33 protein-coding genes and 2 pseudogenes are annotated in these 23,695 nt (G+C 57.4%); 24 read left to right on the forward strand and 11 right to left on the reverse strand.

The genetic code is table 11. From position 1 onward, the window contains the following. Positions 1–104 precede the first annotated feature (104 nt). The 14 genes from CZ203_RS12630 to CZ203_RS12690 all read left to right on the forward strand — a co-directional run bounded on the left by CZ203_RS12630 (position 105) and on the right by CZ203_RS12690 (position 11,173). Entirely contained in the window at positions 105–536 is a 432-nt protein-coding gene (locus tag CZ203_RS12630) for a phage tail tube protein (RefSeq protein ID WP_087066469.1), read from the forward strand. After that, complete coding sequence (locus CZ203_RS12635; protein ID WP_087066470.1) at positions 533–934, forward strand: phage tail assembly chaperone; 402 nt, start codon at positions 533–535, stop codon at positions 932–934. The genes CZ203_RS12630 and CZ203_RS12635 overlap by 4 nt, the downstream gene beginning before the upstream one ends. A gap of 371 nt (positions 935–1,305) precedes the next feature. Continuing rightward, the gene (locus CZ203_RS12640; protein ID WP_087066471.1) at positions 1,306–3,345 is read left to right on the forward strand and encodes a glycine zipper domain-containing protein; all 2,040 of its coding nucleotides are present in this window, start codon (positions 1,306–1,308) and stop codon (positions 3,343–3,345) included. A gap of 578 nt (positions 3,346–3,923) precedes the next feature. Further along, positions 3,924–4,907, forward strand: coding sequence for an XkdQ/YqbQ family protein (locus CZ203_RS12650; RefSeq protein ID WP_087066473.1), 984 nt, complete (start codon positions 3,924–3,926; stop codon positions 4,905–4,907). Continuing rightward, positions 4,904–5,197, forward strand: coding sequence for a hypothetical protein (locus CZ203_RS12655; RefSeq protein ID WP_087066474.1), 294 nt, complete (start codon positions 4,904–4,906; stop codon positions 5,195–5,197). The genes CZ203_RS12650 and CZ203_RS12655 overlap by 4 nt, the downstream gene beginning before the upstream one ends. Beyond that, on the forward strand, positions 5,190–5,612 hold the full coding sequence (locus CZ203_RS12660; RefSeq protein WP_087066475.1) for a DUF2634 domain-containing protein: 423 nt from the start codon (positions 5,190–5,192) through the stop codon (positions 5,610–5,612). The genes CZ203_RS12655 and CZ203_RS12660 overlap by 8 nt, the downstream gene beginning before the upstream one ends. Before the next feature lie 2 nt (positions 5,613–5,614). After that, complete coding sequence (locus tag CZ203_RS12665) at positions 5,615–6,679, forward strand: baseplate J/gp47 family protein (protein ID WP_159456524.1); 1,065 nt, start codon at positions 5,615–5,617, stop codon at positions 6,677–6,679. Continuing rightward, positions 6,669–7,199 (forward strand): putative phage tail protein, encoded by a 531-nt coding sequence (locus CZ203_RS12670; RefSeq protein WP_087066477.1) that lies wholly within the window; start codon positions 6,669–6,671, stop codon positions 7,197–7,199. The genes CZ203_RS12665 and CZ203_RS12670 overlap by 11 nt, the downstream gene beginning before the upstream one ends. Then, positions 7,200–8,117: a hypothetical protein gene (locus tag CZ203_RS15300; protein WP_200809486.1), complete on the forward strand. Its 918-nt coding sequence runs from the start codon at positions 7,200–7,202 to the stop codon at positions 8,115–8,117. It abuts the gene before it with no gap. A gap of 11 nt (positions 8,118–8,128) precedes the next feature. Continuing rightward, the gene (locus CZ203_RS14310; RefSeq protein ID WP_143436220.1) at positions 8,129–9,475 is read left to right on the forward strand and encodes a hypothetical protein; all 1,347 of its coding nucleotides are present in this window, start codon (positions 8,129–8,131) and stop codon (positions 9,473–9,475) included. A gap of 16 nt (positions 9,476–9,491) precedes the next feature. Continuing rightward, the gene (locus CZ203_RS12680) at positions 9,492–9,818 is read left to right on the forward strand and encodes a hypothetical protein (RefSeq protein WP_087066478.1); all 327 of its coding nucleotides are present in this window, start codon (positions 9,492–9,494) and stop codon (positions 9,816–9,818) included. Between the two features lie 14 nt (positions 9,819–9,832). Beyond that, complete coding sequence (locus tag CZ203_RS12685; protein WP_087066479.1) at positions 9,833–9,964, forward strand: XkdX family protein; 132 nt, start codon at positions 9,833–9,835, stop codon at positions 9,962–9,964. Positions 9,965–10,034: 70 nt separating this feature from the next. Then, positions 10,035–10,178: a hypothetical protein gene (locus CZ203_RS14805; protein ID WP_159456525.1), complete on the forward strand. Its 144-nt coding sequence runs from the start codon at positions 10,035–10,037 to the stop codon at positions 10,176–10,178. Positions 10,179–10,732: 554 nt separating this feature from the next. Further along, complete coding sequence (locus CZ203_RS12690) at positions 10,733–11,173, forward strand: very short patch repair endonuclease (protein ID WP_087066812.1); 441 nt, start codon at positions 10,733–10,735, stop codon at positions 11,171–11,173. Here CZ203_RS12690 and CZ203_RS12695 read toward each other — a convergent pair. The 4 genes and pseudogenes from CZ203_RS12695 to CZ203_RS12705 all read right to left on the reverse strand — a co-directional run bounded on the left by CZ203_RS12695 (position 11,168) and on the right by CZ203_RS12705 (position 15,262). Continuing rightward, entirely contained in the window at positions 11,168–11,983 is an 816-nt protein-coding gene (locus CZ203_RS12695; protein ID WP_087066480.1) for an Eco47II family restriction endonuclease, read from the reverse strand. The two genes, CZ203_RS12690 and CZ203_RS12695, sit on opposite strands and share 6 nt — an antisense overlap. Next, positions 11,965–13,032 (reverse strand): DNA cytosine methyltransferase, encoded by a 1,068-nt coding sequence (locus CZ203_RS12700; RefSeq protein WP_407927743.1) that lies wholly within the window; start codon positions 13,030–13,032, stop codon positions 11,965–11,967. Before CZ203_RS12700 ends, CZ203_RS12695 begins: the two co-directional genes overlap by 19 nt. After that, positions 13,027–13,215 (reverse strand): annotated as a pseudogene (locus tag CZ203_RS15550) (helix-turn-helix domain-containing protein); the annotation flags it as partial. The pseudogene CZ203_RS15550 and the gene CZ203_RS12700, both read right to left, overlap by 6 nt. A gap of 196 nt (positions 13,216–13,411) precedes the next feature. Then, complete coding sequence (locus tag CZ203_RS12705; RefSeq protein WP_087066482.1) at positions 13,412–15,262, reverse strand: putative bifunctional diguanylate cyclase/phosphodiesterase; 1,851 nt, start codon at positions 15,260–15,262, stop codon at positions 13,412–13,414. 220 nt (positions 15,263–15,482) lie between these two features. Here CZ203_RS12705 and CZ203_RS12710 point away from each other — a divergent pair, with 220 nt between their 5' ends. The 3 genes from CZ203_RS12710 (at position 15,483) to CZ203_RS14810 (ending at position 16,231) form a co-directional block, all read left to right on the forward strand. Then, on the forward strand, positions 15,483–15,719 hold the full coding sequence (locus CZ203_RS12710; RefSeq protein ID WP_087066483.1) for a hypothetical protein: 237 nt from the start codon (positions 15,483–15,485) through the stop codon (positions 15,717–15,719). An 87-nt stretch (positions 15,720–15,806) separates the two neighbouring features. Then, positions 15,807–16,025: a helix-turn-helix domain-containing protein gene (locus tag CZ203_RS12715; RefSeq protein ID WP_087066484.1), complete on the forward strand. Its 219-nt coding sequence runs from the start codon at positions 15,807–15,809 to the stop codon at positions 16,023–16,025. Between the two features lie 29 nt (positions 16,026–16,054). Further along, a complete protein-coding gene (locus tag CZ203_RS14810) occupies positions 16,055–16,231 on the forward strand; it encodes a hypothetical protein (protein ID WP_159456526.1) in 177 nt (58 codons plus the stop codon). A 253-nt stretch (positions 16,232–16,484) separates the two neighbouring features. Here the strand turns inward: CZ203_RS14810 and CZ203_RS12720 are convergent, their stop codons facing one another. Then, positions 16,485–16,769, reverse strand: coding sequence for a hypothetical protein (locus CZ203_RS12720; protein WP_087066485.1), 285 nt, complete (start codon positions 16,767–16,769; stop codon positions 16,485–16,487). 134 nt (positions 16,770–16,903) lie between these two features. Here CZ203_RS12720 and CZ203_RS14955 point away from each other — a divergent pair, with 134 nt between their 5' ends. Continuing rightward, positions 16,904–17,149, forward strand: a complete 246-nt coding sequence (locus tag CZ203_RS14955) for a hypothetical protein (protein ID WP_200809499.1) — start codon at positions 16,904–16,906, stop codon at positions 17,147–17,149. A gap of 25 nt (positions 17,150–17,174) precedes the next feature. Here CZ203_RS14955 and CZ203_RS12725 read toward each other — a convergent pair. From CZ203_RS12725 to CZ203_RS12735, 3 genes and pseudogenes are all read right to left on the reverse strand, one after another. Then, positions 17,175–17,267 (reverse strand): annotated as a pseudogene (locus tag CZ203_RS12725) (manganese catalase family protein); the annotation flags it as partial. Next, positions 17,267–17,521 (reverse strand): spore coat protein CotJB, encoded by a 255-nt coding sequence (locus tag CZ203_RS12730; protein WP_087066486.1) that lies wholly within the window; start codon positions 17,519–17,521, stop codon positions 17,267–17,269. The gene CZ203_RS12730 and the pseudogene CZ203_RS12725, both read right to left, overlap by 1 nt. Beyond that, positions 17,518–17,766: a spore coat associated protein CotJA gene (locus tag CZ203_RS12735; protein WP_235847531.1), complete on the reverse strand. Its 249-nt coding sequence runs from the start codon at positions 17,764–17,766 to the stop codon at positions 17,518–17,520. The genes CZ203_RS12730 and CZ203_RS12735 overlap by 4 nt, the downstream gene beginning before the upstream one ends. 225 nt (positions 17,767–17,991) lie before the next feature. Here CZ203_RS12735 and CZ203_RS12740 point away from each other — a divergent pair, with 225 nt between their 5' ends. The 4 genes from CZ203_RS12740 to CZ203_RS12755 all read left to right on the forward strand — a co-directional run bounded on the left by CZ203_RS12740 (position 17,992) and on the right by CZ203_RS12755 (position 20,031). Further along, positions 17,992–18,549: a TIGR01440 family protein gene (locus CZ203_RS12740; protein WP_087066487.1), complete on the forward strand. Its 558-nt coding sequence runs from the start codon at positions 17,992–17,994 to the stop codon at positions 18,547–18,549. A 9-nt stretch (positions 18,550–18,558) separates the two neighbouring features. Then, a complete protein-coding gene (locus tag CZ203_RS12745) occupies positions 18,559–19,272 on the forward strand; it encodes an HAD family hydrolase (RefSeq protein ID WP_087066488.1) in 714 nt (237 codons plus the stop codon). Positions 19,273–19,294: 22 nt separating this feature from the next. Continuing rightward, the gene (locus CZ203_RS12750) at positions 19,295–19,552 is read left to right on the forward strand and encodes a TIGR03905 family TSCPD domain-containing protein (RefSeq protein ID WP_087066489.1); all 258 of its coding nucleotides are present in this window, start codon (positions 19,295–19,297) and stop codon (positions 19,550–19,552) included. Positions 19,553–19,740: 188 nt separating this feature from the next. Beyond that, positions 19,741–20,031: a sporulation transcriptional regulator SpoIIID gene (locus CZ203_RS12755; protein ID WP_087066490.1), complete on the forward strand. Its 291-nt coding sequence runs from the start codon at positions 19,741–19,743 to the stop codon at positions 20,029–20,031. A gap of 58 nt (positions 20,032–20,089) precedes the next feature. Here the strand turns inward: CZ203_RS12755 and CZ203_RS12760 are convergent, their stop codons facing one another. Further along, positions 20,090–20,335 (reverse strand): AbrB/MazE/SpoVT family DNA-binding domain-containing protein, encoded by a 246-nt coding sequence (locus tag CZ203_RS12760; protein WP_087066491.1) that lies wholly within the window; start codon positions 20,333–20,335, stop codon positions 20,090–20,092. Between the two features lie 98 nt (positions 20,336–20,433). Between CZ203_RS12760 and CZ203_RS12765 the strand changes: the two genes are divergently transcribed. Together CZ203_RS12765 and CZ203_RS12770 are read left to right on the forward strand one after the other, a co-directional pair. Then, positions 20,434–21,033 (forward strand): nucleoside recognition domain-containing protein, encoded by a 600-nt coding sequence (locus tag CZ203_RS12765; protein WP_227106807.1) that lies wholly within the window; start codon positions 20,434–20,436, stop codon positions 21,031–21,033. Between the two features lie 151 nt (positions 21,034–21,184). After that, the gene (locus CZ203_RS12770; RefSeq protein ID WP_328588171.1) at positions 21,185–21,706 is read left to right on the forward strand and encodes a spore maturation protein; all 522 of its coding nucleotides are present in this window, start codon (positions 21,185–21,187) and stop codon (positions 21,704–21,706) included. Between the two features lie 231 nt (positions 21,707–21,937). Here the strand turns inward: CZ203_RS12770 and CZ203_RS12775 are convergent, their stop codons facing one another. After that, a complete protein-coding gene (locus CZ203_RS12775; RefSeq protein WP_087066492.1) occupies positions 21,938–22,822 on the reverse strand; it encodes a 3-hydroxyacyl-CoA dehydrogenase NAD-binding domain-containing protein in 885 nt (294 codons plus the stop codon). 39 nt (positions 22,823–22,861) lie between these two features. Next, complete coding sequence (locus tag CZ203_RS12780) at positions 22,862–23,695, reverse strand: enoyl-CoA hydratase-related protein (protein WP_087066493.1); 834 nt, start codon at positions 23,693–23,695, stop codon at positions 22,862–22,864.

The following is a 23,695-nucleotide window of genomic DNA, read 5'->3' on the forward strand; positions in this document are numbered from 1 at the left end:
GCCATATGGCAGCGCCCTTTTGTATTTTTATGATAGCATAGCGCCGCGCCGAAGTCAAGGCGGGGCGCTTTTTCGCGCCCGGGATGATAGGAAGGATAGATATTATGGATTCTGCAAAAAGGGTAATGAGCGGCACGCACGGCCACCTGTGGCTTGAGGGCGAAAAGGTCGGCGAGTGCAGCGCCTTTCAGGCCAAGATGGCGTTTAACAAGGAAGACGTGAGCATGGACGGCGAAATGGCCGTCGACGTCAAGGTGACTTCCACCAAGGGCACCGGCAGCATGACGCTTTACAAGGTGTCCTCCCGTATGGCGCAGTTCATTGGAAGCCGCATCATGGACGGGCAGGATGTGCGCTTCACGCTGATCTCCGAACTGGACGACCCGGACGCCTACGGCGCGGAGCGCGTCTCTATCGGCAACGTGTCCATGGACGACCTGACGCTGGCGGACTGGAAGCGCGCTTCCATCGGCACGGTGGAATGCCCGTTCACATTCACACGCTTCAAGTTCCTAGATGAGGTGGACGCACGATGAGCACCGGGACGCAGCGCAATGCGCTGGAAATCCTGCTCGGGATGGAACCGCCGAAGGCGCGCACGGCGCGCGTGAAGCTGCTGCAGCTTTCCGAAACGGCGGGCGAGGACGTATATTTTGATATCCGGGCGCTAGGCTATGACCGCGTGCGCGAGATACAGCGCATGGAATCCGGCGCGGAAGGCAATTTCCAAGCCGCGGTGATTTTAGCCGGCGTGACGCAGCCGAACCTGAGCGACCCCGAACTGCTGGAAAAGTACGGTGCGCCGACCCCTTATGAGGTGCTGCCGAAATTCCTGTCCGCGGGCGAGATCGAGGAGCTGTGCCGCCGCATCGAATTGCTGTCCGGTTACCGGCAGAACGTGACCGAACTCGTGAAGGACGTTAAAAAAAAGTAACGGCGGACGCGGACGCGCAGCTCATGTACTGGGCGTTTGACCGGCACCACATCCTGCCGTCTGCGTTCGCCGCCCTGCCGGACAGCGACAAGGTGGTTTTGCGGGGCTTTTTTGAACTTTGGCTGGACATGCAAAAGGCATAGGAAAAGACCGGCGCAAGGCCGCCGGGCTGGAATGCAAGGTATCAATGGAAGAGCGATAACATCCAGATTGTGATCAGCAAACAAACGATGAGCATGCCGCCGACAAGCCAGAAGTATACCGTATTGTTTCGGTAACACTGCTTTAATTGTTGCAAAAGGCTCATTAAACCGCCGCCTTTCTATTTTTATTATATCACACTATGCGCCCAGAACAAGGGGGGATGTAATATGCCGGATACAAGCATCGCGATTGCCGCGAAGGATAGCACGGAAGCGCTCCGTGGCATACAGAGGACGGTAGAACCGCTCAATAAGGGGATAGGTGAAGTACAGTCCAAACTGGATGTGCTGAGCCGGACGAAGGTTACGTTGAATATCGGCTTTGGCGCTGCTCAAAAAGAGCTCGCCGGTATGCGGCAAGCATTTTCAGAAGTGAAAACAAGCGCAGGCAATTTGCAAAACACGAACCTATCTGTGGATCACCTGACGGGGGCGTTAGGATCGGTCGGTAGCACGGCGCGTGTGGCAAGGTCGGAGCTGAAAGATACGCTTGGGATGTTTTCCAAAGCTACGGCGCAAATTGGCACGGGTCCTAGGGACACTTTAGCTGGGCTCGGCAAACGGATGCGTGACGCAGGTGCGCTCGATTGGATCGAACAGGCTGGGCTACAGGCGGCTGACCTCCATCTGAAAAGCGCGCTTGGACAGGCAGACGCCGCGCCCGTATCCGGCGCGATGTCCGGAGCACTTTCCGGTGCGGCGATGGGGACGGCAATCGGCGGCCCGGGAGTTGGGACGTTGGTAGGCGCGGTGGCGGGCGGCCTGCTCGGGGCTGCGCAGGGCGCTATGCAAGAGAACCAAGCAAAGGATGATGCGTTTAAAGCGTATGTGAAGGAACAGGCGGAAGCGCGGTTTGCCGAACGGGACGAAATGGTGGTATCCGGCTCAGCAGAAGCGGCGCAGCGTGAAGACGACCGCATTATCTTTTCCCAAATGCTTGGGGAAGAAGCAGCAGGCAGTTTCCAGCGCGGGCTGGAAGACAGGGCGAAGGCCGGCGCGGTACAGTATGGCGAATTAGCGGCAATCAGTAAATCGATGCGCGGTTACGACTACGATGAGCGCGGGCTTTTAAGTACATTGGATGCAGTAAGTAGCGCCGGGCTAGCGCTAGGGATGGATACAGGGCAAATGGCCGGCATCGCCCAGGCGCTCGGCAGCATAAAAAACATGGGCACCGTGACAGATGCCGCGCTGGCGGGACTTCATGCCTATGGCATCGATGCATATGGGATTCTCGCTGCGGCGCGCGGCACGAGCCGGGAAGCGCTGAAGGGACAGTCAGCCAGAGGGGAGCTGGGCGGCAGCGCTACGGCAGCCGATCTCATAACCGGGATAGACGCTGCTTACAGCCCGGCGGCACAGGCAAGGTCGCAAAGCTTTTCCGGGTTGTCTGCACGCCTTGCCAGCCTAGAGCGGGAACAGCAGAATGCGGCGGGCGAGGGATTCAACGAATTACGGTCGGCCGGCCTTGAAAAACAAATCGAATGGTACGGCGGCGAAGGCGGCATAAAAATGGAAGAGGTCAACCGGGCGATGGGGGCATTCGCCGCCAGCCAGGAAAACGACCGGGAAGGCCGGATCCGCGGCGCAATGGACGTCATGATGGCGTCCGATGAGTTTGTTGAAGCCCAGAAGACGGCGAACAACCCGGAAGCTTCTACAGAGGAACAGCAGGCCGCGTGGGCAAAGATGGGCGAAGTGCTTGCACGCGCCAAAACAATGGGCATTAATCAGTATAACGCCTCCGAAGGGGCGCAGCTCATGAGGCAAAGCGAGGAGGCACTGATTGGGGAAATCCGTGAGGATGCGTCGGCGGACCAAGCGTATTGGGATGCGGGTTATGCACGCAGCCAGAACTACTCCAAAGGGCTGGCGGCGGGGATGCTTGATGCGAATATCCGGGCGCTTGCAAACGGTGCGGTGGAAACGCTTGACCCCAAAACGGCATATTATCAGTACGGCATAACGCCAACCGGCCACGCCGCCGGGCTCCCGCGCGTGCCGTATGACAATTACCCGGCGCTGCTGCACCAGGGCGAGCGCGTGCTCACCGCCCGCGAGGCACGGCAGCAGGACGCGGGCGGCGCGGGAAGCGTGGTCGTCAATGTCAGCGGCCTTACCGTGCGCGAGGAGGCCGACATCGGCAAGGTCGCGCAGGAACTGGCACGGCTCATTACGCTGGGCAAGGCCGCCCGCGCGCCGCAGTAAGGGAGGGGCCTGCCATGCTACGCAAATACATATTCAAAAACAACGTGACCGGGCAGGAGGTCGTCCTCCCGGTGACGCCGGGTAGCTTCCAGATTGACCGCGGCGTGCCGGTCGAGACCGTAGACCTGCACGGTTTCGGCGAATACGCGATGGCGGGCGCAGGGATGCAGCTTTTTTCCGAAACGCTGGAGTTTATGCTGCCGCGGCATGATTACCCGTTCAATCAGCCGGGCACAAACCTTGACCCGTACTATTACATCGAGTTTTTCCAGCTCACGTCCGACCGCCGGCAGACCTGCCGCTTTGTCATCTCGGACACGCCGACCATCTGCGACGTGCTGCTCGAAAACCTGCAATACGGCGAGCGGGACGGCACGAACGACGTGTACTGCGTGCTGACCATGCACCGCTGGCGGCCGCTCGGCGCGGTGCGCACCGTGGGGGCGGCGGCAGGNGCGAACCTGTACCCCAAACTCGCGGCGTTCAACGGCATTGCGAACCCCAACATGATTTACGATGGGCACACGCTCAAAATCCCGCCAAAGGACAAACTCTGACAGCCAAAGGAGGTGGCGGCCATGCAGCTAAAACTGCTGCTGACAAACACGGACGGCACGCAGGATGTGACAGCGCTCATTTCCTCTGTGACGCTGTCCGGCGATTACCGGCAGTGCTGCCGGACGCTGGAAGCCGAGGTGCTAGTCTCCCCCTATGACAAGGCGCTCCCGTCCGTCTATTTCCCGCTGGGCGGCACGGTGCAGCTTTCGGCGGACGGGGCGCTGCTGTTCTATGGGCACGTGGTATCCAAGAGCAAGGCCACGGACGCCCCGACCATGACCGTGACCTGCTTTGACCGTGGGTTTTACCTCAAACAGAATTACGGAACGTATAATTTTAAATCACAAACACCAGAAGCAATCACGCGGCGCGTGTGCCGGGACTTCGGTATCGCTTGCGGCGCGCTTGCGGCGACCGGGCAGGTGATCAGCCGGAAGTTTTCCGGCGTGGCGCTGTACAGCATCATCGACACGGCGTACACGCTGGCCAGTGAACAGACGGGCAAACGCTACCTGACGCGGTTCGCGGGGCCTGCGCTGACCGTGATTGAAAAGGTAGCGGCGCCGTCGCGCGGGGTGATCGAGCCGGGCACAGGGCTGATGACCGCGGCCTATTCCGAGAGCATCGAGCACATGGTGAACCGCGTTTCGATCTATGACAGTGACGACAAGTTCCTGCGCTCTTTATCAGACGACGACGCGGTGAAGCTGTACGGCCTGATGCGCAGCGTGATCCGGCAGGGCAAGGACGAGGACGCGGCGGGGAAGGCGAAAAAGATGCTGGAGGATGGCGGCGTGGAGCGCCGGGTGACGGTCAACACCCTCGGCGACCCGTCCTATATCACGGGCGACGCGGTGCAGCTCCTCGAGCCGTTCACCGGGCAGATCGGCCTGTTCTGGATCGATACGGACAAGCACATCTGGCGCAAGGGCATCTACACAAACGAACTGACGCTGAATTTCCGCAATATGATGTGGGAGGGCGAAGCGGGGACGGATAAATGAACGATGGGAACCCGGTACAGGCGCTGCTGGACGTGCTGGGGCGTCCGGATGGCGGCGGCGCGGCGCCCGCGCCGCTGACGGCGGTGGTGGTGACCGTCCGGCCGACATCCAGCGCAAAGGTGGGGAAGCTGCTGACGGCAAGCCTGGGCGACCTGCCGCTGGACGCGGAGGATATCGAATTTTTGCAGCACACACGCGGGGATGTGAAGGTCGGCGAGCGGCTGCTCGTCCTGCCCATAGACGGCGGGCAGCGGTATTGCTGCATTGGGAGGTTTTTGGACGATGGCTGAGACAATTTTCCCCTATTTGCAGCCGGAAGCAGTCGCGGAGGCCGATGCGCTGCCGCTGCTGCGCGAAATCAAGTGGGACTTTACGGCAGACCGGCCGGTATTTGAAAACGGCGAGCCGGTCTGGGTGGAGCGCGAGGCGGCGGTCGCCGTGTGGGCGTGGAACGCGCTGCATACGCCGCGCTGGCGCTATGAAATCCACACGCCGGGATACGGCTCGGACGTGGAAAACCTGGCGGGTTCGGGCTGGTCGGAAGAGCTGAAACAGGCCGAGGCGCGGCAGTATGTGACCGAATGCCTGCTCGCAAGCCCCTATATCACGGCGGTGAACGACCTGACGGCTTCCTTTGTGGGCGGCCGGCTGACGGCAAGCTTCGCGATAGACAGCATTTACGGCCCTGTGCGCATGGAGGTGTGACGATGTACGAGGACAGGACACAGGAGAATATCCAGGCGGAAATCCTCACCCGCATGGGCGGGGACGCGCCGGTGCAGGAAGGCTCCTTTTACGACCTGGTGACCCGTGGCGTGGCCTACGCCATCGCGCGGTGCTACGGGATGTACGGCAAGCTGCTGGGCGTCGCGTTCCCCACAGCGGAGAGCGGCGAGGCGGTGGCCTGGCGCGCCGCGGATTACGGCATCACGCGCAAGGAAGGGCAGCGGGCGCAGGCGGTGCTGGCGCTCACGGGCACGGCAGGGGCGCAAATCCCGGCGGGCACGGCCTGCGTGACCCTGTCCGGCCTGGAGTTCGACACGCTTGACGCTGTGACATTGGACGCCGACGGCGCGGCGCAGGCCGCGGCACAAGCCGCGGGGGTAGGGGCGCAGTACAATGTGCCCGCGGGCGCAATCTGCCGCCTGCTGACGAACGTGCAAGGGCTGGCGACGGTGGCGAACCCGGCCGCGGCGGAAGGCGGGATGGACGCGGAAAGCGACGCATCCCTGTTTGCCCGGCTGGACGCCTTCCGCAAGCGCCCCGCGACCTCCGGCAACCTGGCGCAATACGAACAGTGGGCGCGCGAGGTACCCGGCGTGGGGGACGCGCACGCGATCGACATTTGGGACGGTCCAGGCACGGTCAAGGTCGTGCTGGTGGACATGGAGCTGCTGCCCGTGACCGAGGAGGTGCGCGCGGCCTGCGCGGCTTATCTGGAAACGGCGCGCCCGGCGGGCGGGGTCGCTGTCACGGTCGAAGGCGCGGAGCGCGTCACGATTGACGTTTCCGTACAGGTGACGCTGGACACCTCGACGACGCTGGGGGAGGTCAAGGCGGCGCTGGAGGACGGGCTGCGCGCCTATTTGCGGACGCTGACCTTCCGCGCGACGCAGCTGATCTATAACCGGGTGGCCTACCTACTGCTGGGGCTTCCGGGCGTGGCCGATTTCACCGGGCTGACGGTGTGCGGCGGCACGGCAAACATCCCCCTGGGCGCGACGCAGGTGCCGGTGCTGGGGACAGTGGAGGTGACGGCGCATGCTCCGTGACCTGATCCCCGCACGGTACTACAATAGCCCGGAGCTGGCGGCGCTGTGGGACGCCATCGACCCGGCGCTGGAGGCGCTGCAGGACGCGGCCTACGACCTGATGGATCAGCTGAACGCCGGGACGGCCACCTGGGGGCTGACGCTTTGGGAGCGCGACTACGGCCTGACGCCGGACGTTTCCGAGACCTACGCGGAGCGCCGGTCGCGGGTGCGCAGCCATATGCGCGGCGCGGGCACGACGACGGTCGAGATGCTGCAGGGGCTGACGGCGGCCTACTCAGGCGGCGAGACGGCGGTCGACGACCTGGAAAAGCTGTTCACGCTGGTGGTCACGTTTATCGGGACGGTGGGCGTGCCGAGCAACATGGACGACCTTAAGGCGGCGGTTGCGGCGGCGCGGCCGGCGCACATGACAGTCGAATACATCATCCGGTATAACCTATGGCGCGAGGTGGCGCAGGTTACTTGGGGAAGCCTGGCTGGGCGTACCTGGCACGACGTAAAGGAGGCGGCATTATAAATGCAGGAGACGGGACGTTATAAACTGAAAAAGCCGGACCCGAGCGATTATGCGGACATCGGCGCGCTGAACGGCAACGCGGACGCCATAGACGGGGCGCTCGCCGGGCTTGAGGATGCCAAAGCCGACAAAACCCTTGTGAACGTGACCAACGAGGACTTTAAGGCGAAAGCGGACGCCGCGGGCGCGGGCGGGGTTCCGCCGGAGATGGCGGCGCGGCTGGTGTACAGCGGACCCGCAGTGCCCGGTACGCCTATCGTGATCCCGCAGGACGCGGACACGCTGGAGCACAAGACCCTGGCGCAAATCCTGACGGACACGGCGCTCACGGGCAGCCCGACAGCGCCCACGCCCGCGCAGGGAGACAGCTCCGCGCTGATTGCCACGACGGCGTTTGTGTCCGCGGCGATCATCCGGCTGATCGGTTCCGCACCGGGCGCGCTGGATACGCTGGAAGAGCTGGCGGCGGCGCTTGGCAATGACGCAAACTTCGCCACGACGGTGACGAACCTGATCGCGGGGAAAGCCGCGCAGGCCGACCTTACGGCGCATATCGCGGACGCGGTCAAGCACATTACGGCGGCGGAGCGGGCGGCGTGGAACAATGTGCCGAAATCTGGCTCATATGTAGGGACGCAGACAGGTAGCGGTTCCGAGTCGTATACTTTTCGGCTTAATATTGGATTTAAGCCAAGTCTGCTTACAATTACATGTTTGACAGCCGGTTATTCCCCGCAAGAATGGCGCATTGACGGTGCGACCGGTAGAGTATTTTGCGCAAGATACTCTACCGCATCTATCGGCATAGAAAATTATGATGCCCAAATTGACAGCAGAGGCGTTACATTTACTAGTTCAAATCCCAATCATATACCAGATTTACTTGATAGAAAGTACGTTTACATTGCATTTAAGTGAGGTGACGCAGCATGCCAATCACAGGACAAATACACCTGGTCTATGACGCGGAAGGCAATGCGTTCTTCCCGCAGACGGTAGACGGGGCGGTAACCGTCGGCGATACCACGCTGGCCGCAAAGGCACAGGGGTGGGACGCGGAGAAGCCCGCGCGTGAAGCGGCAGACGCGGCGCTGGGGGAACGGGTTGATGGGGCATCCAAAATACTGTTTAAGGATTTCTACACAGGACAAGGGATTGCACGTAATCCTGCCCCTGCGCTCAGTGAGGCAAGAAAGCAATCCGCGGCAGTAACCATAGGGAATCATGCTCTGTTTGCTGGCGGACGGAATAGCGGGGCGCTTGACGTCGTTGATGTGTTCAATGATAAACTGCAGCGTACAACAAAAACACAACTGAGCCAGCCGTTATACGGTTCTGCGGCGGCTACGGTGGGGGAATACACAATTATTGGGGGCGGAGTTCCGAGCGATGAGACAGCTGTAAGTGTTGTTAATGCCTTTAATTCTAGCCTTGTGCGCAGCATTCCAACCGGATTAAGTGTATCGAAACGCCAACTTGCAGCGACAACGGTTGGTGGGTTTGTATTATTTGGTGGTGGATCATCTGCTACTAATGCGACATTCTTCGATACGATAGATGTTTATAATGCAAACCTAACACACACAAATCCTGTTTTGTTAAGTCACGGACGCAATCGTTTAGCTGCGACGACTGCCGGCGACTATGCTTTATTTGGCGGTGGCTCCGGGAATACATCCGGCCATCCGGAATACAACTTCGTTGATGCGTATAACGCTTCGCTTGTCCGTACGCTTCCCGCACCAACTTCCCCCAATTCCTATGGATTTCCTGCGGCTACGGCGGGAAGTAATGCTATATTTCTTACAACAAACTGGGTAGACGTATACACATCCACTTTAGTTCACTCTGTACTTTCGATAAAACGCATGGTTGGTGAAGGGGCTGCAGCAACATCTATTGCAGACTGTGCGGTATTTGCGGGAGGGGGGCCAAATGCTCCTGGGCAAGACACCGTGCAAGCAATTGATAGTAATTTGCGGAGCGTATACGCGATTCCATTAAGCTCATCACGTGCATATCCAGCGGCGACTGCTATCGGCGTATATGCTATCTTTGCGGGAGGCTCTGGTGAGACCAATACTGAAACTGTAGATACGGTAGATGCTCTCAATTATGATGTTTTTACAAATTTCACAATTCCGGGCTTTACTAAATACAAGTTTGACGGTTTTCACGCAGAAGAAAAACTTGCAATTGATGCACAGGAATGGTATAGCCCTGGCAGGATAACAGGTTATATATGCACGGGTGGGTTTACGCTGACAGGACTTTAATAAGGAGGAATTTTAAATGGTCAAGCTTGAAAAATACGTAGGGGACAAGACTTATATGTTCCCAAATGGCGCACTGGCGGATAAGGATGCAATGCTGCGGGATTTCCCCACGGTGCTGACCTTTCCCCACGTTATCCATACAGACGAGGGCGGGGAGGTGTGCTTTGGCGTTTACAACCTGTCTGCCATGTGCGCGCAGCACAGCATCGACCGTACGCTTCCGGAGGCGGATAGGATTGCGGCGCTTGAGGATGCCATGAATGCGCCTTTGCCAGAACCCGCGCCGTCTGCAGAGGAGCGCATCGCGGCAGCGCTGGAATATCAGAACCTTGTGAATATGTAAGGGAGGGATACGGTATGACTTTCGAAACCATCAAAAGTAATTACGACCGCAAGCTGTGGAACGCAAAAATGGTTGCTATGGCGGTGACAAAGGGCGTGATTACTGCGGCGCAGTACCAGCAGATCACCGGCCAGGAATACCAGTAACGGCGGCCACGCAGGCCGAACCTGCGTAACAATATAACGGACAGGGCTAACGCCCGGAAAGGACAAGACCATGGAAAACTACTACATTGGCCACATCGCGGAGATCACGAAGATTGCGAACGAGAACGGCAAGGACTGGGGCGTAGCGGTCAGCATGTTTGACGCCAAGTACGGCACGCCGGAGGGCTGCGAGGAGCAGCGCCGGACTGTATAAGTGAAAATAGACATGCGAAAGCCCCTCTGGCCTGATGGCTGGAGGGGCTGTTTGCATATTACGTGAGCTGTATTACTGAACAAGACGGAGGATAGGGTGTTGCCGATCATAGCCGTCAAAAACCCCATCGGGTAAATTACAGGCCAAGTTCCGAATTATTATGAACTTATTTTACAGTATTTGAGCGATTTTGTCACCCTGGCAATAAATACGGAAGCACAACCTAGAAAATACCATTACTCCGGACAGGGGCTTTTCATTTCCCTGTCTCCACAAACCATGTCCCGTTCTCCCGCCGCCAGATAGCTTTTGTCCTACCTCAAGGGCGACGGCCACGGGCAGCTCAACCTGGAGCATTACATGTTGCGTGGGCTGGTGATCAACTGGCGCGCCGGGCTGTATAAGTGAAAATGGATATGGGAATGCCCCTCGGACTGTAGTGGTCTGAGGGGCTTGTTTTATATGTGTTACTCAGCCTGAATGGCTGGCCGTTGCCGCTATCCCTGATAAATGATACAATATAAAATAGTTTAGGGGGGCTGCTTGTGGATATCATGACGCCTAGCCAGCGGAGTAAGGCAATGAGCCATATAAAGGGCAAGGATACCAGTATTGAGATTATCCTAAGGAAAGCGCTATGGCGCCGGGGGATACGGTACCGCAAAAATTATAAGGCACTCCCGGGAACCCCGGATATTGCAATCACCAAGTATAAAATTGCGGTATTCTGTGACAGCGAGTTTTTCCATGGCTACCATTGGGATATCAAAAAAGGTAAATTGGGGAACAACCGGGAGTATTGGATACGTAAAATTGAACGCAATATTGCCCGGGATAACCAGAACGATTTGAAGCTCATTGCACTGGGCTGGCTCCCCGTCCATTTCTGGGGGCAGGATATTATAAAACGGACATCCGATTGTGTAGAAGCGATAGAAGACCTGATCTTTGAGCAAAAGGTATATCAGGAGGATGGCCCCGCGGGATGCTTATGAAAAGCCTGCATATGTACCAAACCCGAGCATGTAAACCGCCATGGCGATAGAAAGGTCTTCTGCCGTTTGCCGCTGGCTGTCAGCAATGGATTTTAGTTCCTCAAGGACTGTATCCTGCGGGATTGCCAGCCCTTCCGTATGGTCCACGACCTCCTGGATAACTCCTGGGAGGACCATGCACATCTGGTGGAATGCATCTTTTTGCCCGGTTACCAGTTCATAGAATTTATCTATGCTTACCCGCCGGATAAGCCGGTGCCCGACCTTATTGCCGTCTACGGTTGTCTGCCAGACTATATTTTGGGAACGCTGCGCAATCGCTTCTACCAACAGGCAGGCGCAATCGTCATCTTTGAGTATCTGGTTCTGCATCTTCATCATCGTTTTGCCGGCGGAGGCAGAGTTCATGGTGTTATGCTTGTTTTTCATCTCTACATAGGCCTTGCTGACGATGCAGTTTGGCGCCAATAAGATCCCATCCGGGTTTTCATAAATGACATCCCAGCCGCCCTCATGCCCATTATCGGGGACGCTGCAATGGTCGATGTACTGGAAGATGCGCTGATGGAAATAGCCGATGCTGTTGTTATTGGATTTATCCCGCTGCCGGAAAATCTCATTGCTGATGATTTCATCCCAGGTCGACCGGTAAACGGTCTTATCAAATATCAGTTTAATCGGGTCTACAAGGTTCCGGTTAAACCGTTTTAAATCGAATGATTCCAGTTTCTCGCCATACTTCTGGATCGTTTCCTGCACATGCCGTTTAAAATCCGCTTTTTTAATAAAGCTCAATCCCCATTGTTGCATCCTAGGCACTCCAATCCTTTTTTTATGCATTTGCCTATTTCATATGCCAAGTTGACCGGGACCGCGTTGCCCACCTGCTTATACTGCTGCCCCACGCTGCCGCAAAACGCCCAGTCATCTGGGAAGCCCTGGCATCTTGCGTTTTCCCTTACGGTAAACGGGCGGGGCTCCAACGGGTGGCAACGGTCGGTCTGCTTTTGGCTGGGCGAGGTCAGTACGGCCAGGGATGGTTCGTCCAGGCTCAGCCGCCTTAAGATGCCTGTCCTGCCGCCGCCCATATACCAGCAGCTTTTCATATATGCCTTCGCGACGTCTTCCGGGATATCCCGCCAATACCCGCCAGGCGGCACCATGGCGAATATCTTGCGCTTGTGCTCGGAATATTCTGTGCCGGCACTTGCCGGGCAGTCAAGCAGGATATCGCGCAGCACTGGCTTATATTTATGCGGTGCCGGGAACTCAAAATGGATTTTGCCCACCAGGTCGTTGCGTATGCCGACGGTGATGAGCCGTTCGCGCTTTTGCGCCACGCCATAATCCCAGGCGTTGAGGACCTTCCGTTGCCCGTCCCCGATCGTATAGCCGGCCTGCTCGAAAATGTTCAGGATGGTCTTATACGTCCGCCCCTTATCGTGGGTGAGCAGCCCGCGCACGTTTTCAAACAGGAACATCTTGGGCTGCAGCTTTTGCAAAAACAAGGCGTAATGATAAAATAGTGTGCCGCGTGCATCCTCCAGCCCCAGGCGCTTGCCGGCATAGGAAAAGGCCTGGCACGGGGCGCCGCCGGACAGCAGGTCTAATTCGCCTTTTTTCACGCCGAAATATTCTTCCAGGTCTAAACAGGAAATGTCTGCAATATCGCTGTGTATGACCCGCCATTGCGGCCGGTTGCACCTTAGGGTGTCCACGGCGTTTTTGTCAAACTCAATTAGGCCGATCGTATCAAACCCCGCCTGCTCTATCCCTAAAGCCAGGCCGCCCGCCCCGGCGAACAGCTCGATGGTTTGCAAGGGCTTGGCAGTGTTCTCAGGTGCGTCCGTGATTTCCATAACATCCCCTATATTGCAGGTAAGCGCCTGGCAAATTTTCTCCATGCTCTCCATGGATACCGTTTCATTCTTACCCATCCGTGCAAGTACATTGAAGCTGATCCCCGCACATTCTTTAAGTTCCGTTTTATTCATCCCTTTATCAATCAGCAGCTTCCATAGTTTATTATAGCTTACCGCCATTTCCTCTCCATCCTAAAAAATATAAATTTGGGTCATCTGATTATAGCATATTTCGGCATTATTTTTCAACTCATCTCACGATTGTGTGAGAAATGCTTTACCGTGTTTTTCAGGCAGCCGGCATCACATGCCCGGCGCCCTACGCGGACACAAAGCCCCCCAGGATTTGTACCATGGGGGGCTTTTGCGTTGTGTTTTAGTTGCCGCTGTCGAGCAGCTTTTCAAAATCCGCCTGCGGGAGCGGGCGGTAGAAGACATAGCCCTGCACATAATCGCAACCGATTTGTTTTAAGTAGTTTACCTGGTCCGGGTGTTCGATGCCCTCGGCGACCGTGCGGATGCCGAATTTATGCACCATATCAATGATGCCCGCGACGATAACGTTATCGCGCTTGCAATCCCCGCTGTCGGTGAAGAACAGGCTATCGATCTTCAATACGTCGACGGGCAGCTGCTTGAGCAGGCTCAGCGAGGAATAGCCCTTGCCAAAATCGTCAATGGCGCAGGCGAAGCCGGCGGCTTTTAGCGCCTGGATCGTGGACAGCAGGACTTCCGTGTTCTCAAATGCGATGGATTCTGTAAACTCAAGTTCCAGCAGTTCGGGCGGGATGTGGTATTTGTCCCGGATTTCCACATACCGGTCGACAAACCCCACATCGTAGAATTGCAGGCGGGACACATTGACCGAAACCGGCAGCACCGGCAGTTTGGCATCAAGCCGGCTGCGCAGCCAGCGGCAGACATCGTCCATGACATAGCGGTCAAGCCGGTCAATCATAAGCTTCTGTTCAAATACCGGGATAAAACGGTCGGGCGGGATGATTGCGCCGTCATCCGATCGCCAGCGCACAAGCGCCTCGGCGCTGGCCGCCCGGCCGGTTTCAAGTTTGACCTTGGGCTGGTAATAAACCGTGAACTCCCTGCGGTCAAGCGCATCGTACATGCGGCGCTCGATGCTTTTCTGCTCCCAAAGGCGGTGGCGGATGCTGTCGTCATAGAACACGTAATTTTGCCGGCTCCCAGTTTTTACGGTCTTGCGCGCGAAATTCGCACGGTCTAAATAGCCGCCGATTTCAAGGCTTTCGATCACGTCCTCGATGCAGCAAATCCCGCAGCAGGTTGTAAGCGACTGCCGGTCGTGCGAGCGGCTCATAAATTCCGTGATCTTCTCGTCCGTACTGCGCTGGCGCAGCACAAGCTCTTTCCGGTCTTCATACCGGAGCAGCAGCACGAAGTTATCCGCCGATACGCGGCCAGCCAGTTCATGCTTTGACAGGCCGTCGCGCAGCAGTGCGCCGTAGTGCGACAAAATACTGTCGCCGTAATCGTAGCCGAATACGTCGTTTATATACTTGAAGTCCGAGAAATCGGTGTGAAGCACAGCGAATTTGTACTCGGGATGGCTATTGATCAGGCGCTGCGCCTGCTCCTTGAACGCCTTGATCTGATACACGCCGGTAAGGGGGTCGCGCTGCGTAAGGTCGTTGAGCTTTTGGTTCGTATCCTCAAGCCGCAATATTTTGCGAGACGCAGCCCAGAAGATAAACGCCCATGTCAGCAGCATCACGGCCAGCATAACGAGGCAGAAAAGCAGGAGCATGTGGTTTTGATGCACGGTGTATGCTTCGGCGCAGAACACCGTGTTATTCGCCTGCATAAAATAAGCCTCGCTGAGCATCACAAGCGGCGCTGAGTCTTCTGTATTTTCGCGGTATGCCGCGATGTGCCCCTTGAGGTTGTCCCACATTTGTGTCAGGTCGTGAAGGTCTTCTTGGTAGTTTGCATCATTTGGGCAAGGCAGGCCAAATTCGCCCGCTGTGCCGTTTAATTCGTCCAGGATGGAATCCAGATAAATAATCAGCTCATCGTTTGGCTGCCCGACCAGTTCAAGCTTGACGAGCCGCTGTGTTGCGCCGCGCACAATGCCCACATAGTTGATCAGGCGGCCATAATCTTGCGCCTGGGTGATTGCATGTACGGTCACCCCGCCCAAAAGCAACAAGGACAGAAATAAAAATGCCAGGCTACTCTTGAGCCACCGTTTCATGTAACCCCCTCCAATATTGTATACTATTTTCATTGTAACCCAATGGTTGCCAAGAAGCAAGCGGAATAATCGCTGGAGGGCGGCGGTGTGCTGCATATCGATAAAGTTGCCGCCCCAACCGTTGTGAAACGGTGAGACTGTCATTTTTTACAGGTTGCATTTTACGAACGGATGTATCATAATATGAATAAACAAAACGGTTGTTCGGAGGTGCGAAGGCATGCGCAAAGCCTATGTTGATGTGCTTGTATCCATGCGGTCGGATGGGACAATCCTGCCCCGGGTGGTCAAATGGGAGGACGGCACCCGGTATGAGGTGGACGGGATCTTGGACGTCCGCCGGGCGGCGTCCATCGAGGCCGGCGGGTGCGGCATCCGCTATATCGTACAAATCCGCGGCCGCCCGAGATATTTGTTCCTGGAGGAAAACCGGTGGTTTGTGGAAGCGAAACGGTAAGGGGGAAAGAGATTTTATTTTACGCTTAAGAGCACTAGAAAAAAAGTGCATAACGTGCTATCATATAGCTTTATGGGAGGGAACGACATGTCCATTACATACGATAAATTGTTTATGCTGCTCCGGGAGCGCGGTATTTCCACCTATCAACTGCGCAAGGACAAGGTGCTCGGCACGGCTACCGTAGGCAAGATGCAGAACCGTATCGGCGATATCGATACGCGTTCTATTGAAAGCCTGTGTGCGTATTTGGACTGCCAGCCGGGCGACATCATGGAATTTGTGAAAGAAGACCTAAATAAATAAAAGCAGACAACAAGGGGGGAGGCAGAAACATGTTCTATATCTGCCTGGACATCGACGGGGTAAAGAAATATCTATACAATTGGCGCGTGGCGGTTTACCTGCCCGACTACGCCCGGACATTTCCCACAAGGTTTGCCGCGCAGCGCTATATGAAGGACAAGCAGGTGGCGCGGGAACATGCCTGGTGGGTCGTGAAGATGGAATGAAAGTATGGGTCAGTAAAAAGCGGGGAAACCGGGGATATGGATGCAGTTCGACAGCACCAAACCTTTAACCAACAGGGAAGGCGCGGCGCACTTGGCCTTGCCCTCCTGCCATCCCGGCACAATAACAGGCAAAAAATACCCCCGATCGGATTACTGCCGGTCGGGGGTTCAGTATATGCATCCAGGAGCCGTTTTGCAAGCTTTTGGCTGTATATATTGCTGCAAAATAGGCGCAAGTATTTGTGCATAATAATCAATGCGGTTGGGCGTCGGTTTTCTCGACCTTGGTCGCGTCGAGCAGCGCGCCGACCTCTTCAATGTCGCCGGTATAGGTCACGGTTACCGTGTCGCCATCCTTGGCGCTTATGGTGATGCCGTCCGTCCCAAATACATAGCTGTCGCCGTCCTTGGCCACGGTAATCATGGAGCCTTTATTTTCCTCCAGCGTGCCGGTAAACGTATGTTCCGCCGCCTTGCCGCAGGCCGCCAGGGAGCACGCCAGCAGCAGGGAGATAAGGGGCTGCGCCAATTTTTTCATGGTAAGTACCTCCAAAATCTATTTCATAGGTTGGACGGCTTGGCGGAATGAAAAGTCTGACGTAAAATCTGCCGGGAAGGGGTAGCTTTTTTCTGGGAAAGGGTTATACTAATGGAAAACGGAGGCGGTGTAGTTTGAAGCAATATGTGGACGTGCTGGCCAACTGGGAAAAGACGGGCAAGATTGTCCCGGTGGCGCTCCAGCTCGACGGCGTGCGCTACAAGGTCGAACGGGTCTTTGCGGCGCAGCCCCTGGAGAGCCTGAAAAGCAGCCCCGGCACGGGTTTCCGGTACACGGTGCAAATCTGTGGGCAACGCAGTTATCTGTATTACGGCGACGCGGAAAAGCTGTGGTGGGTGGACGTGCCGGGGCAGGGCTGAGGCGGTATCTCTTTTTGCAACTGGCACCGCCAAGCTGCGTAATAATGACCTTCGCAAGCGTCGGGTCGGGCGTCTGGATCTTTACCGGGTATTGTAATTTCTTCTCATATGCCCACATCAGTTATCCGCTCCTTCCCACGGCCACGGATCGTTGATCCAGGTCCATTCGGTTTCGTCTGTGCTGTTTTTGCGGGAGAGCGGGCCGAAGCGCGCTTCATACGCCGCTTTAGCTTCGTTGAGCAGCTTGCGGTTCTTTTGGTAATAGGCAAGCGCCGAAGCGTTGTGCGGGTGGCCGTCCAGGTACAAGGACACGTCCACCAGTGCAAAGTCGTACATGCGCACGCGGTTGAGCAGTTGTTCGCGTTCCGTCATCGTGTAACCGCCTCCTCGCCGATAAAGGGTTTGTCGAGGGAGGGGAAGATCGTGCCGCGCTGCAGCGCGACGTCGAGTTCATACGGTGTTTCCCAGGCCTGATAGGGGACAAAGCCCATTGCCAGGGACAGCAGCGCGGGGTTAATGCTGTCAGACGGCAGCCGGCAGTCCTGCGGAGTCGGCGGGACAAAGCCGGGGAGGTCATCCGTCCCCAATGGCGTGGGGGTCACGCATATCATATCCATAAGCGTTTCGCTCCTTATTGCGGTTTTTCGGAAGGCATTTCTGTCTCCATGCCATCCTATGCAGCAATGCCCGCCATGGGTTCCGGCGCGGCGCCTTGCAGGCGGGCGGGAAAAGATTTCATCACACTGCCTACGGCGTTCAGGCTGCACGTTTTGGGCCGCTGTGGTATAATAACATATAGGACAAACCATCATCAGGAGTTTTGATAAATGGAGGGAAAAACTATGCTGGAACAAATTGAAGCGCAAACGCGGAAGGCTGTCGCGGCGCTGTGCGATACGGCGAAGCTGCGCGTCGGCGACCTGATGGTCGTCGGCTGCTCGTCAAGCGAGGTGCTTGGGCAACAGATTGGCACCGATTCCAACTTTGATACCGCGCAGGCGATTTTCCACTCGGTGGAAAGCGAACTCGAGATGCGCGGTATCTTCCTCGCGGCACAGTGCTGCGAGCACCTGAACCGCGCGCTGGTCGTTGAACGCGAGGTGGCCGACCTGCTCGGCCTGGAAATCGTCAACGTCGTGCCGCAGCCCAAGGCGGGCGGTTCCTTTGCAACCGCGGCCTACCAGGGCTTCCGCGATGCGGTGGCGGTGGAATCGGTGAAGCAGCAGGCCAAGGCCGGCATGGACATCGGCGGCACGCTGATCGGCATGCATCTAAAAGCGGTCGCCGTGCCGGTGCGCCTGGAGATTGACCATATCGGCGAAGCCATTCTGCTGTGCGCGCGCACCCGCCCGAAATTTGTCGGCGGCGAGCGGGCGCACTATAACCCTGATTTAATGTGAGGCGGGCCTATGCATCTAAAAACAGTCATATTTGACCTGGACGACACGCTGTATACCGATTGGGATACCTGCCATCGGGCGGGGCTCCAGGAAGTCGGCGCTTACGGCGTGGCGCGCCTCGGCCTGACCGAGGAAGCGGCGGTAACCGCCTTTCTGGACGGCAGGGCGCATGCGATCCGCCGCCTGGGCCCGGTCGGCAGCGCGCACAACCGGGCGCTGTTCGCGAAATTCGGCCTGGAGCGCATCGGGATCAACCCGGTGCCGCACGCGGAAAACCTGCATAACGCCTATTGGCGAGGCGTGTTCGCGAATATGCAGATCGAGCCGTCGATCCCGCGCCTGCTTGCGGCATTGCGCGAGGCGGGCGTCCGCACGGCGGTATGCACCAATATGATGGCGGATATCCAGATGCGCAAGCTGATAGAACTGGGGCTGGACGACGCGTTCGATTGCTTCGTATCGAGCGAGGAGGCCGGCGTGGACAAGCCCGACCCGGCGATTTTCCGGTATACGCTGGAGCGCACGGGCTGCACCGCGTCGGAAGCGGCCATGGTGGGAGACACCTACGCGCACGACATTGTAGGCGCGCAGGCCGTGGGTATCCGCACGGTTTGGATTAACCGCAAGGGCGCGCCCGTGCCGGACGGTGGAAACGCGCCGGATTATATGGTAGGTTCCATGGAGGGCGCGGCGGAAGTGCTCGCCGGGCTGCTCCGGGATTAGACAAGTAAAGGAGTTGACAACATTGCGGTATGAAGTAAAGCCGCGCGGCGTGTGCCCTTCGCGGCTCGCATTTGACCTGGACGGGGACGTCGTGCACAACGTTTCATTTATCGGCGGCTGCAACGGCAATTTGCAGGCGATCAGCCGGGTGGTGGACGGTATGACGGTCGGGCAGGTCGAAAGCTATTTCCGCGGCATCAGCTGCGGCGGGAAAGGCACGTCCTGCTCCGACCAGCTCGCACAGGCGGTGCGCGCGGCATACGAACAGGACAAGGCATAAAAAAAGCCCGGGGCTGCATTGGCCCCGGGCTTTTTTGTTCCAGGAAGCGCCCTCCGGCGGAATCAGGCGGCCGCAGGCCGGATAAGATGAGGCCCCGTGCGATTGCACGGGGCTTTTTACGTCTATCTGCGCGTCCGGCGGCATAGAGATACAATATCACAACGACAGGAATCGGAGGGAGAGCACTTGTGAAAGGCTTACCGGAGGAACGCGCCGTCCGTCTGGCGCAGTATATCATTGAGCAGGAAGCGACTGTGCGGCAGGCCGCCGCGCAGTTTGGAATATCGAAATCAACGGTACATAAAGATATTACAGACCGGCTGTCCCACCTGAACCGTTCCCTCTATTTGCAGGTACAGTCCGTGCTGGCCAAGAACAAATGCGAGCGCCATATCCGTGGGGGCATGGCGACGCGGGAAAAGTACCGTGAAGCACGGAAGCGGCAGGGCAACGCACCGGAGGACGGGCGCCCTGCCTAAGGGCAAAAAAGGGCGGCGTCCCACCACGGGGGCGCCGCCGGTATGTATGCCTATTCCCTTAGATGGAGCCCGCCATTTCGGCCATGCAGCTCTTGCAGATATTCTTGCCCTTGAAATGGACAATATCCTTGGCGTTCCCACAGAAAATGCAGGCGGGTTCATACTTCTTCAGTACGATCTGGGAACCGTCGACATAGATCTCCAGTGCGTCCTTCACGTCGATGTCGAGCGTTCTGCGAAGCTCGATGGGTAGTACAATGCGGCCGAGTTCGTCGACCTTTCTGACAATACCAGTAGATTTCATTTTTTGACACTCCTTCTCACAAAACATTCCAAATATGTGAAATCCGACGGTCGGATCACAAACAAAGTAGCGGCCAGCGCCGAAGGGGGTAACTAAAGTTGATTTCCAAGCTATGGGTGGCTTTTTTGGCGCTGAGCCTGGTGTTCGGCGCAATGACCGGACGGCTTGACGCGGTTTCCGCCGCCGCGGCCAAGGGCGCGACGGAAGCGGTATCGCTGATCCTCAGCATCACCGGCATCATGTGCCTTTGGTCCGGGGTTATGGAACTCGTCAGCGCTTCCGGCCTGGCTGGCAAGATCGCCTCCCTGCTCCGCCCGCTCCTGCGCCCGCTGTTCGGCAAAGCTGCCGCGGATAGGGAAGCGATGGAGGCGGTCAGCGCAAACGTCACGGCAAACCTGCTTGGGCTTAGCAACGCGGCGACGCCGATCGGGCTGCGCGCGGCCGACAGGCTGTATACCGTGTGCGGCCGGCGGGGCGCGCCGGATGCGGTGCTCACGCTGATCGTGCTCAATACGGCGTCGATCCAGCTCATCCCATCCACCGTTGCGGCAGTGCGCGCCGGGTATGGGGCGCAAAACCCATATGATATCATGCCGGCCGTTTGGGGGGCATCGGTTTTGTCTGTTTTAGTCGTGATCCTGGCTTCCCGTATCCTACGGAAATTCTGGGGCACGGGAAATAGCGGATCTTCACCATAAGTGGAAGACTTTGTAAATTCTGTTTACAGATTGTATTATCCACTATTTTCTGTGTAAAGTTTGTCGAAAACTGTCGAAGCACGAAAAAAATTTGAATGCACGTTAAATTTGGAGATATCGTGCGAAAAAGGGCGAAGAAAGGAAGGGAGAAGTGAACCAGATCACCGCATGTGTGGTGCCGCTTCTGCTGTGCGCCATAGGGGTTTACGCTCTGTATAAGCGCGTAGACGTTTTTCCCACGTTCCTGAAGGGCGCAAAGACCGGTTTGCAGACTGCGCTCAGCATCTTCCCCACGCTGGTGGGGCTGTTGACGGCTGTGTATATGCTGCGCGCATCGGGCTTTATTGACGTTGCGGGCAATGCGCTTGCGCCGGTACTGTCCTTCCTCGGCATCCCCAAGGATTGCGCCGCGCTTGTGCTGCTCAAACCGGTCAGTGGCAGCGGCGGGCTGGCGCTGGGCAGTGAAATCATGAAACAGGCGGGCGCCGACAGCTATGCCGGCCGGGTGGCGGCGGTGATGCTCGGCGCGTCCGAAACCAGCCTCTATACGGTCAGCCTGTATAGCGGGCATCTTGGCCTGCGGGACACGCGCTATGCTGTCCCGGCTGCGCTGCTGGGCGACCTGACGGCCTTTGTTGCATCCGCCTTTTTTGTCCGTCTCCTGTTTGCTTGAATGTAAAAAATCGGTTAATCTTATTATTACATATATAGCACAAAAAATCTAGTGGATTTCTACGATAAATGACGAAATTTGGCTGTTTGCTTAAAAAAATCTGTAATTAATTGTATGCTATTAACAGTAATTCCAAAGAAATTTAGAATCATCTGTAAAAGCTGCATAAATTAGGGGGCATCCGGTTTTCCGGATGCCCCCTAATAACATTTTATACAGGCGCAGGCGGCGTTACGGCTTCATGCCGGAACCCGGGATCTGCTTGCCGTTTTCATCATACGCAAAGAAGCCCTTGCGGGTCTTCTTGCCCAGATAGCCGGCGCGCACCATCTTTTTCAGCAGGGGGTGCGGACGGTACTTGGAGTCGCCGGTCTCCTCAAAGAGGGTCTCCATGATGGCCAGGTTGACGTCGTTGCCGACCAGGTCGGCGACAGCCAGCGGGCCGGACGGGTGGTTGGCGCCCAGGCACATTGCCTTGTCGATATCCTCGGCGGAAGCCAGGCCGTCCGCCAGGATGCCGATCGCCTCGTTCATCATCGGGATCAGCATACGGTTGACGATAAAGCCCGGGCCTTCCTTAACGGTTACCGGCTGCTTGTTCAGGGATTCCGCAAGGGCGAAAGCGGCCTCGTAGGTCTCGTCGGAGGTCTGGATCGCGCGGATGATCTCGACAAGCTTCATAACCGGCGCGGGGTTAAAGAAGTGCATGCCCACGAACTTGTCGCAGCGGTGCGGCAGCGAAGCCGCCATCTCGGTCAGCGAAAGCGCGGAGGTATTGGTCGCGAAAATGGTCTCGTGGCTGCAGATGCTGTCGAGCTTCAGGAACAGGTTCTTCTTGACGTCCATGTTCTCGATAACCGCTTCCAGCACCAGCTTGGCGTCCTTGGCCAGGACGTAGTTGGTGGTGGCGGTCAGGCGGTTCAGGCACTCGTCCGCGAACTCCTGGGCAATCTTGCCCTTGGAAACCATCTTGCCGAGGCCGTTTACAATCCTCTTGTAGCCGGCCTGCGCGAACTCGTCCTTGACGTCGCACAGCACGACCTCATGGCCGCTTGTCAGGAAGACCTGCGCGATGCCAGCGCCCATATTACCTGCGCCAAATACACATACTTTCATGTTGATTACCCTTTCTTCTCTTACCTTAACCTTGCGCGCTTACTTGCCCAGGAACGGGTGCTTATCCGGGCCCTTCTTCTTTTCGACAAAGTCGGTCATGCCGTTCTTCTGATCCTCGGTCGCGAAGCACTGCGCAAAGCAGTTGGCCTCATACTTGAGGGCGGAATCCAGATCCATCTGGCAGCCGACGTTGATGGCTTCCTTGCACAGCGCGACCGCGACGGGCGCCTGCTTGCAGATCTGCTTTGCAAGCTTCATCGCTTCGTCCATCAGCTGCTCGTACGGGTAAACGTAGTTGACGAGGCCCATGTCCAGCGCGTCCTGCGCGGTGTAGTTGCCGCGGGCGGTGTAGATCATTTCCTTGGCCTTGCCCATGCCGACCAGGCGGGCGAGGCGCTGGGTGCCGCCGCAGCCCGGGGTGATGCCCAGGCCGACTTCCGGCTGGCCGAAGGAGGCATGCTCGGACGCCAGGCGGATATCACAGCACATTGCCAGCTCGCAGCCGCCGCCGAGGCAGAAGCCGTTGATCGCGGCGATGACCGGGACGGGGAAGTTTTCCAGGCGGCGGCAGATCGCGTTGCCGTCGTTGCCGAAGAACTTGCCGCCGGCAACGTCGAGGTCCTTCATCTGCGCGATGTCTGCGCCGGCGACGAAGGACTGCTTCTGCGGGACGATGTTGCCTTCCTTGTCGACGCGGGCGGAGCCGGTCAGGATGATGCAGCGGACGTCTTCCATCTGCTCGATCTCGTCGAGGATCGCGTCCAGCTCATGGTATACGCTGGTGTTCAGGGCGTTCAGCGCCTTGGGACGGTTGATGGTGATAACCGCTACCTGACCCTGCTGTTCTACTAAAACCTGCTTTTCTTCAGACAT

This window comes from Intestinibacillus massiliensis, from assembly GCF_900155735.1.
Taxonomy (GTDB): Bacteria; Bacillota; Clostridia; order Oscillospirales; family Butyricicoccaceae; genus Intestinibacillus; species Intestinibacillus massiliensis.

Bases quoted from the DNA above. Each gene is read 5' to 3' on its own strand.
- CZ203_RS12775 (WP_087066492.1), bottom strand. From the start codon at position 22,822: ATGAAAGTATGTGTATTTGGCGCAGGTAATATGGGCGCTGGCATCGCG.
- CZ203_RS12640 (WP_087066471.1), top strand. From the start codon at position 1,306: ATGCCGGATACAAGCATCGCGATTGCCGCGAAGGATAGCACGGAAGCG.
- CZ203_RS12720 (WP_087066485.1), bottom strand. From the start codon at position 16,769: ATGAAAAAATTGGCGCAGCCCCTTATCTCCCTGCTGCTGGCGTGCTCC.
- CZ203_RS12710 (WP_087066483.1), top strand. From the start codon at position 15,483: ATGCGCAAAGCCTATGTTGATGTGCTTGTATCCATGCGGTCGGATGGG.
- CZ203_RS12655 (WP_087066474.1), top strand. From the start codon at position 4,904: ATGAACGATGGGAACCCGGTACAGGCGCTGCTGGACGTGCTGGGGCGT.
- CZ203_RS12665 (WP_159456524.1), top strand. From the start codon at position 5,615: ATGTACGAGGACAGGACACAGGAGAATATCCAGGCGGAAATCCTCACC.
- CZ203_RS14810 (WP_159456526.1), top strand. From the start codon at position 16,055: ATGTTCTATATCTGCCTGGACATCGACGGGGTAAAGAAATATCTATAC.
- CZ203_RS12630 (WP_087066469.1), top strand. From the start codon at position 105: ATGGATTCTGCAAAAAGGGTAATGAGCGGCACGCACGGCCACCTGTGG.
- CZ203_RS15300 (WP_200809486.1), top strand. From the start codon at position 7,200: ATGCAGGAGACGGGACGTTATAAACTGAAAAAGCCGGACCCGAGCGAT.
- CZ203_RS12740 (WP_087066487.1), top strand. From the start codon at position 17,992: ATGCTGGAACAAATTGAAGCGCAAACGCGGAAGGCTGTCGCGGCGCTG.
- CZ203_RS12685 (WP_087066479.1), top strand. From the start codon at position 9,833: ATGACTTTCGAAACCATCAAAAGTAATTACGACCGCAAGCTGTGGAAC.
- CZ203_RS12735 (WP_235847531.1), bottom strand. From the start codon at position 17,766: ATGGATATGATATGCGTGACCCCCACGCCATTGGGGACGGATGACCTC.
- CZ203_RS12670 (WP_087066477.1), top strand. From the start codon at position 6,669: ATGCTCCGTGACCTGATCCCCGCACGGTACTACAATAGCCCGGAGCTG.
- CZ203_RS12650 (WP_087066473.1), top strand. From the start codon at position 3,924: ATGCAGCTAAAACTGCTGCTGACAAACACGGACGGCACGCAGGATGTG.
- CZ203_RS14805 (WP_159456525.1), top strand. From the start codon at position 10,035: ATGGAAAACTACTACATTGGCCACATCGCGGAGATCACGAAGATTGCG.
- CZ203_RS12680 (WP_087066478.1), top strand. From the start codon at position 9,492: ATGGTCAAGCTTGAAAAATACGTAGGGGACAAGACTTATATGTTCCCA.
- CZ203_RS12700 (WP_407927743.1), bottom strand. From the start codon at position 13,032: ATGGAAATCACGGACGCACCTGAGAACACTGCCAAGCCCTTGCAAACC.
- CZ203_RS12690 (WP_087066812.1), top strand. From the start codon at position 10,733: ATGACGCCTAGCCAGCGGAGTAAGGCAATGAGCCATATAAAGGGCAAG.
- CZ203_RS12635 (WP_087066470.1), top strand. From the start codon at position 533: ATGAGCACCGGGACGCAGCGCAATGCGCTGGAAATCCTGCTCGGGATG.
- CZ203_RS12695 (WP_087066480.1), bottom strand. From the start codon at position 11,983: ATGCAACAATGGGGATTGAGCTTTATTAAAAAAGCGGATTTTAAACGG.
- CZ203_RS12715 (WP_087066484.1), top strand. From the start codon at position 15,807: ATGTCCATTACATACGATAAATTGTTTATGCTGCTCCGGGAGCGCGGT.
- CZ203_RS12745 (WP_087066488.1), top strand. From the start codon at position 18,559: ATGCATCTAAAAACAGTCATATTTGACCTGGACGACACGCTGTATACC.
- CZ203_RS12760 (WP_087066491.1), bottom strand. From the start codon at position 20,335: ATGAAATCTACTGGTATTGTCAGAAAGGTCGACGAACTCGGCCGCATT.
- CZ203_RS12780 (WP_087066493.1), bottom strand. From the start codon at position 23,695: ATGTCTGAAGAAAAGCAGGTTTTAGTAGAACAGCAGGGTCAGGTAGCG.
- CZ203_RS12705 (WP_087066482.1), bottom strand. From the start codon at position 15,262: ATGAAACGGTGGCTCAAGAGTAGCCTGGCATTTTTATTTCTGTCCTTG.
- CZ203_RS14310 (WP_143436220.1), top strand. From the start codon at position 8,129: ATGCCAATCACAGGACAAATACACCTGGTCTATGACGCGGAAGGCAAT.
- CZ203_RS12730 (WP_087066486.1), bottom strand. From the start codon at position 17,521: ATGACGGAACGCGAACAACTGCTCAACCGCGTGCGCATGTACGACTTT.
- CZ203_RS12660 (WP_087066475.1), top strand. From the start codon at position 5,190: ATGGCTGAGACAATTTTCCCCTATTTGCAGCCGGAAGCAGTCGCGGAG.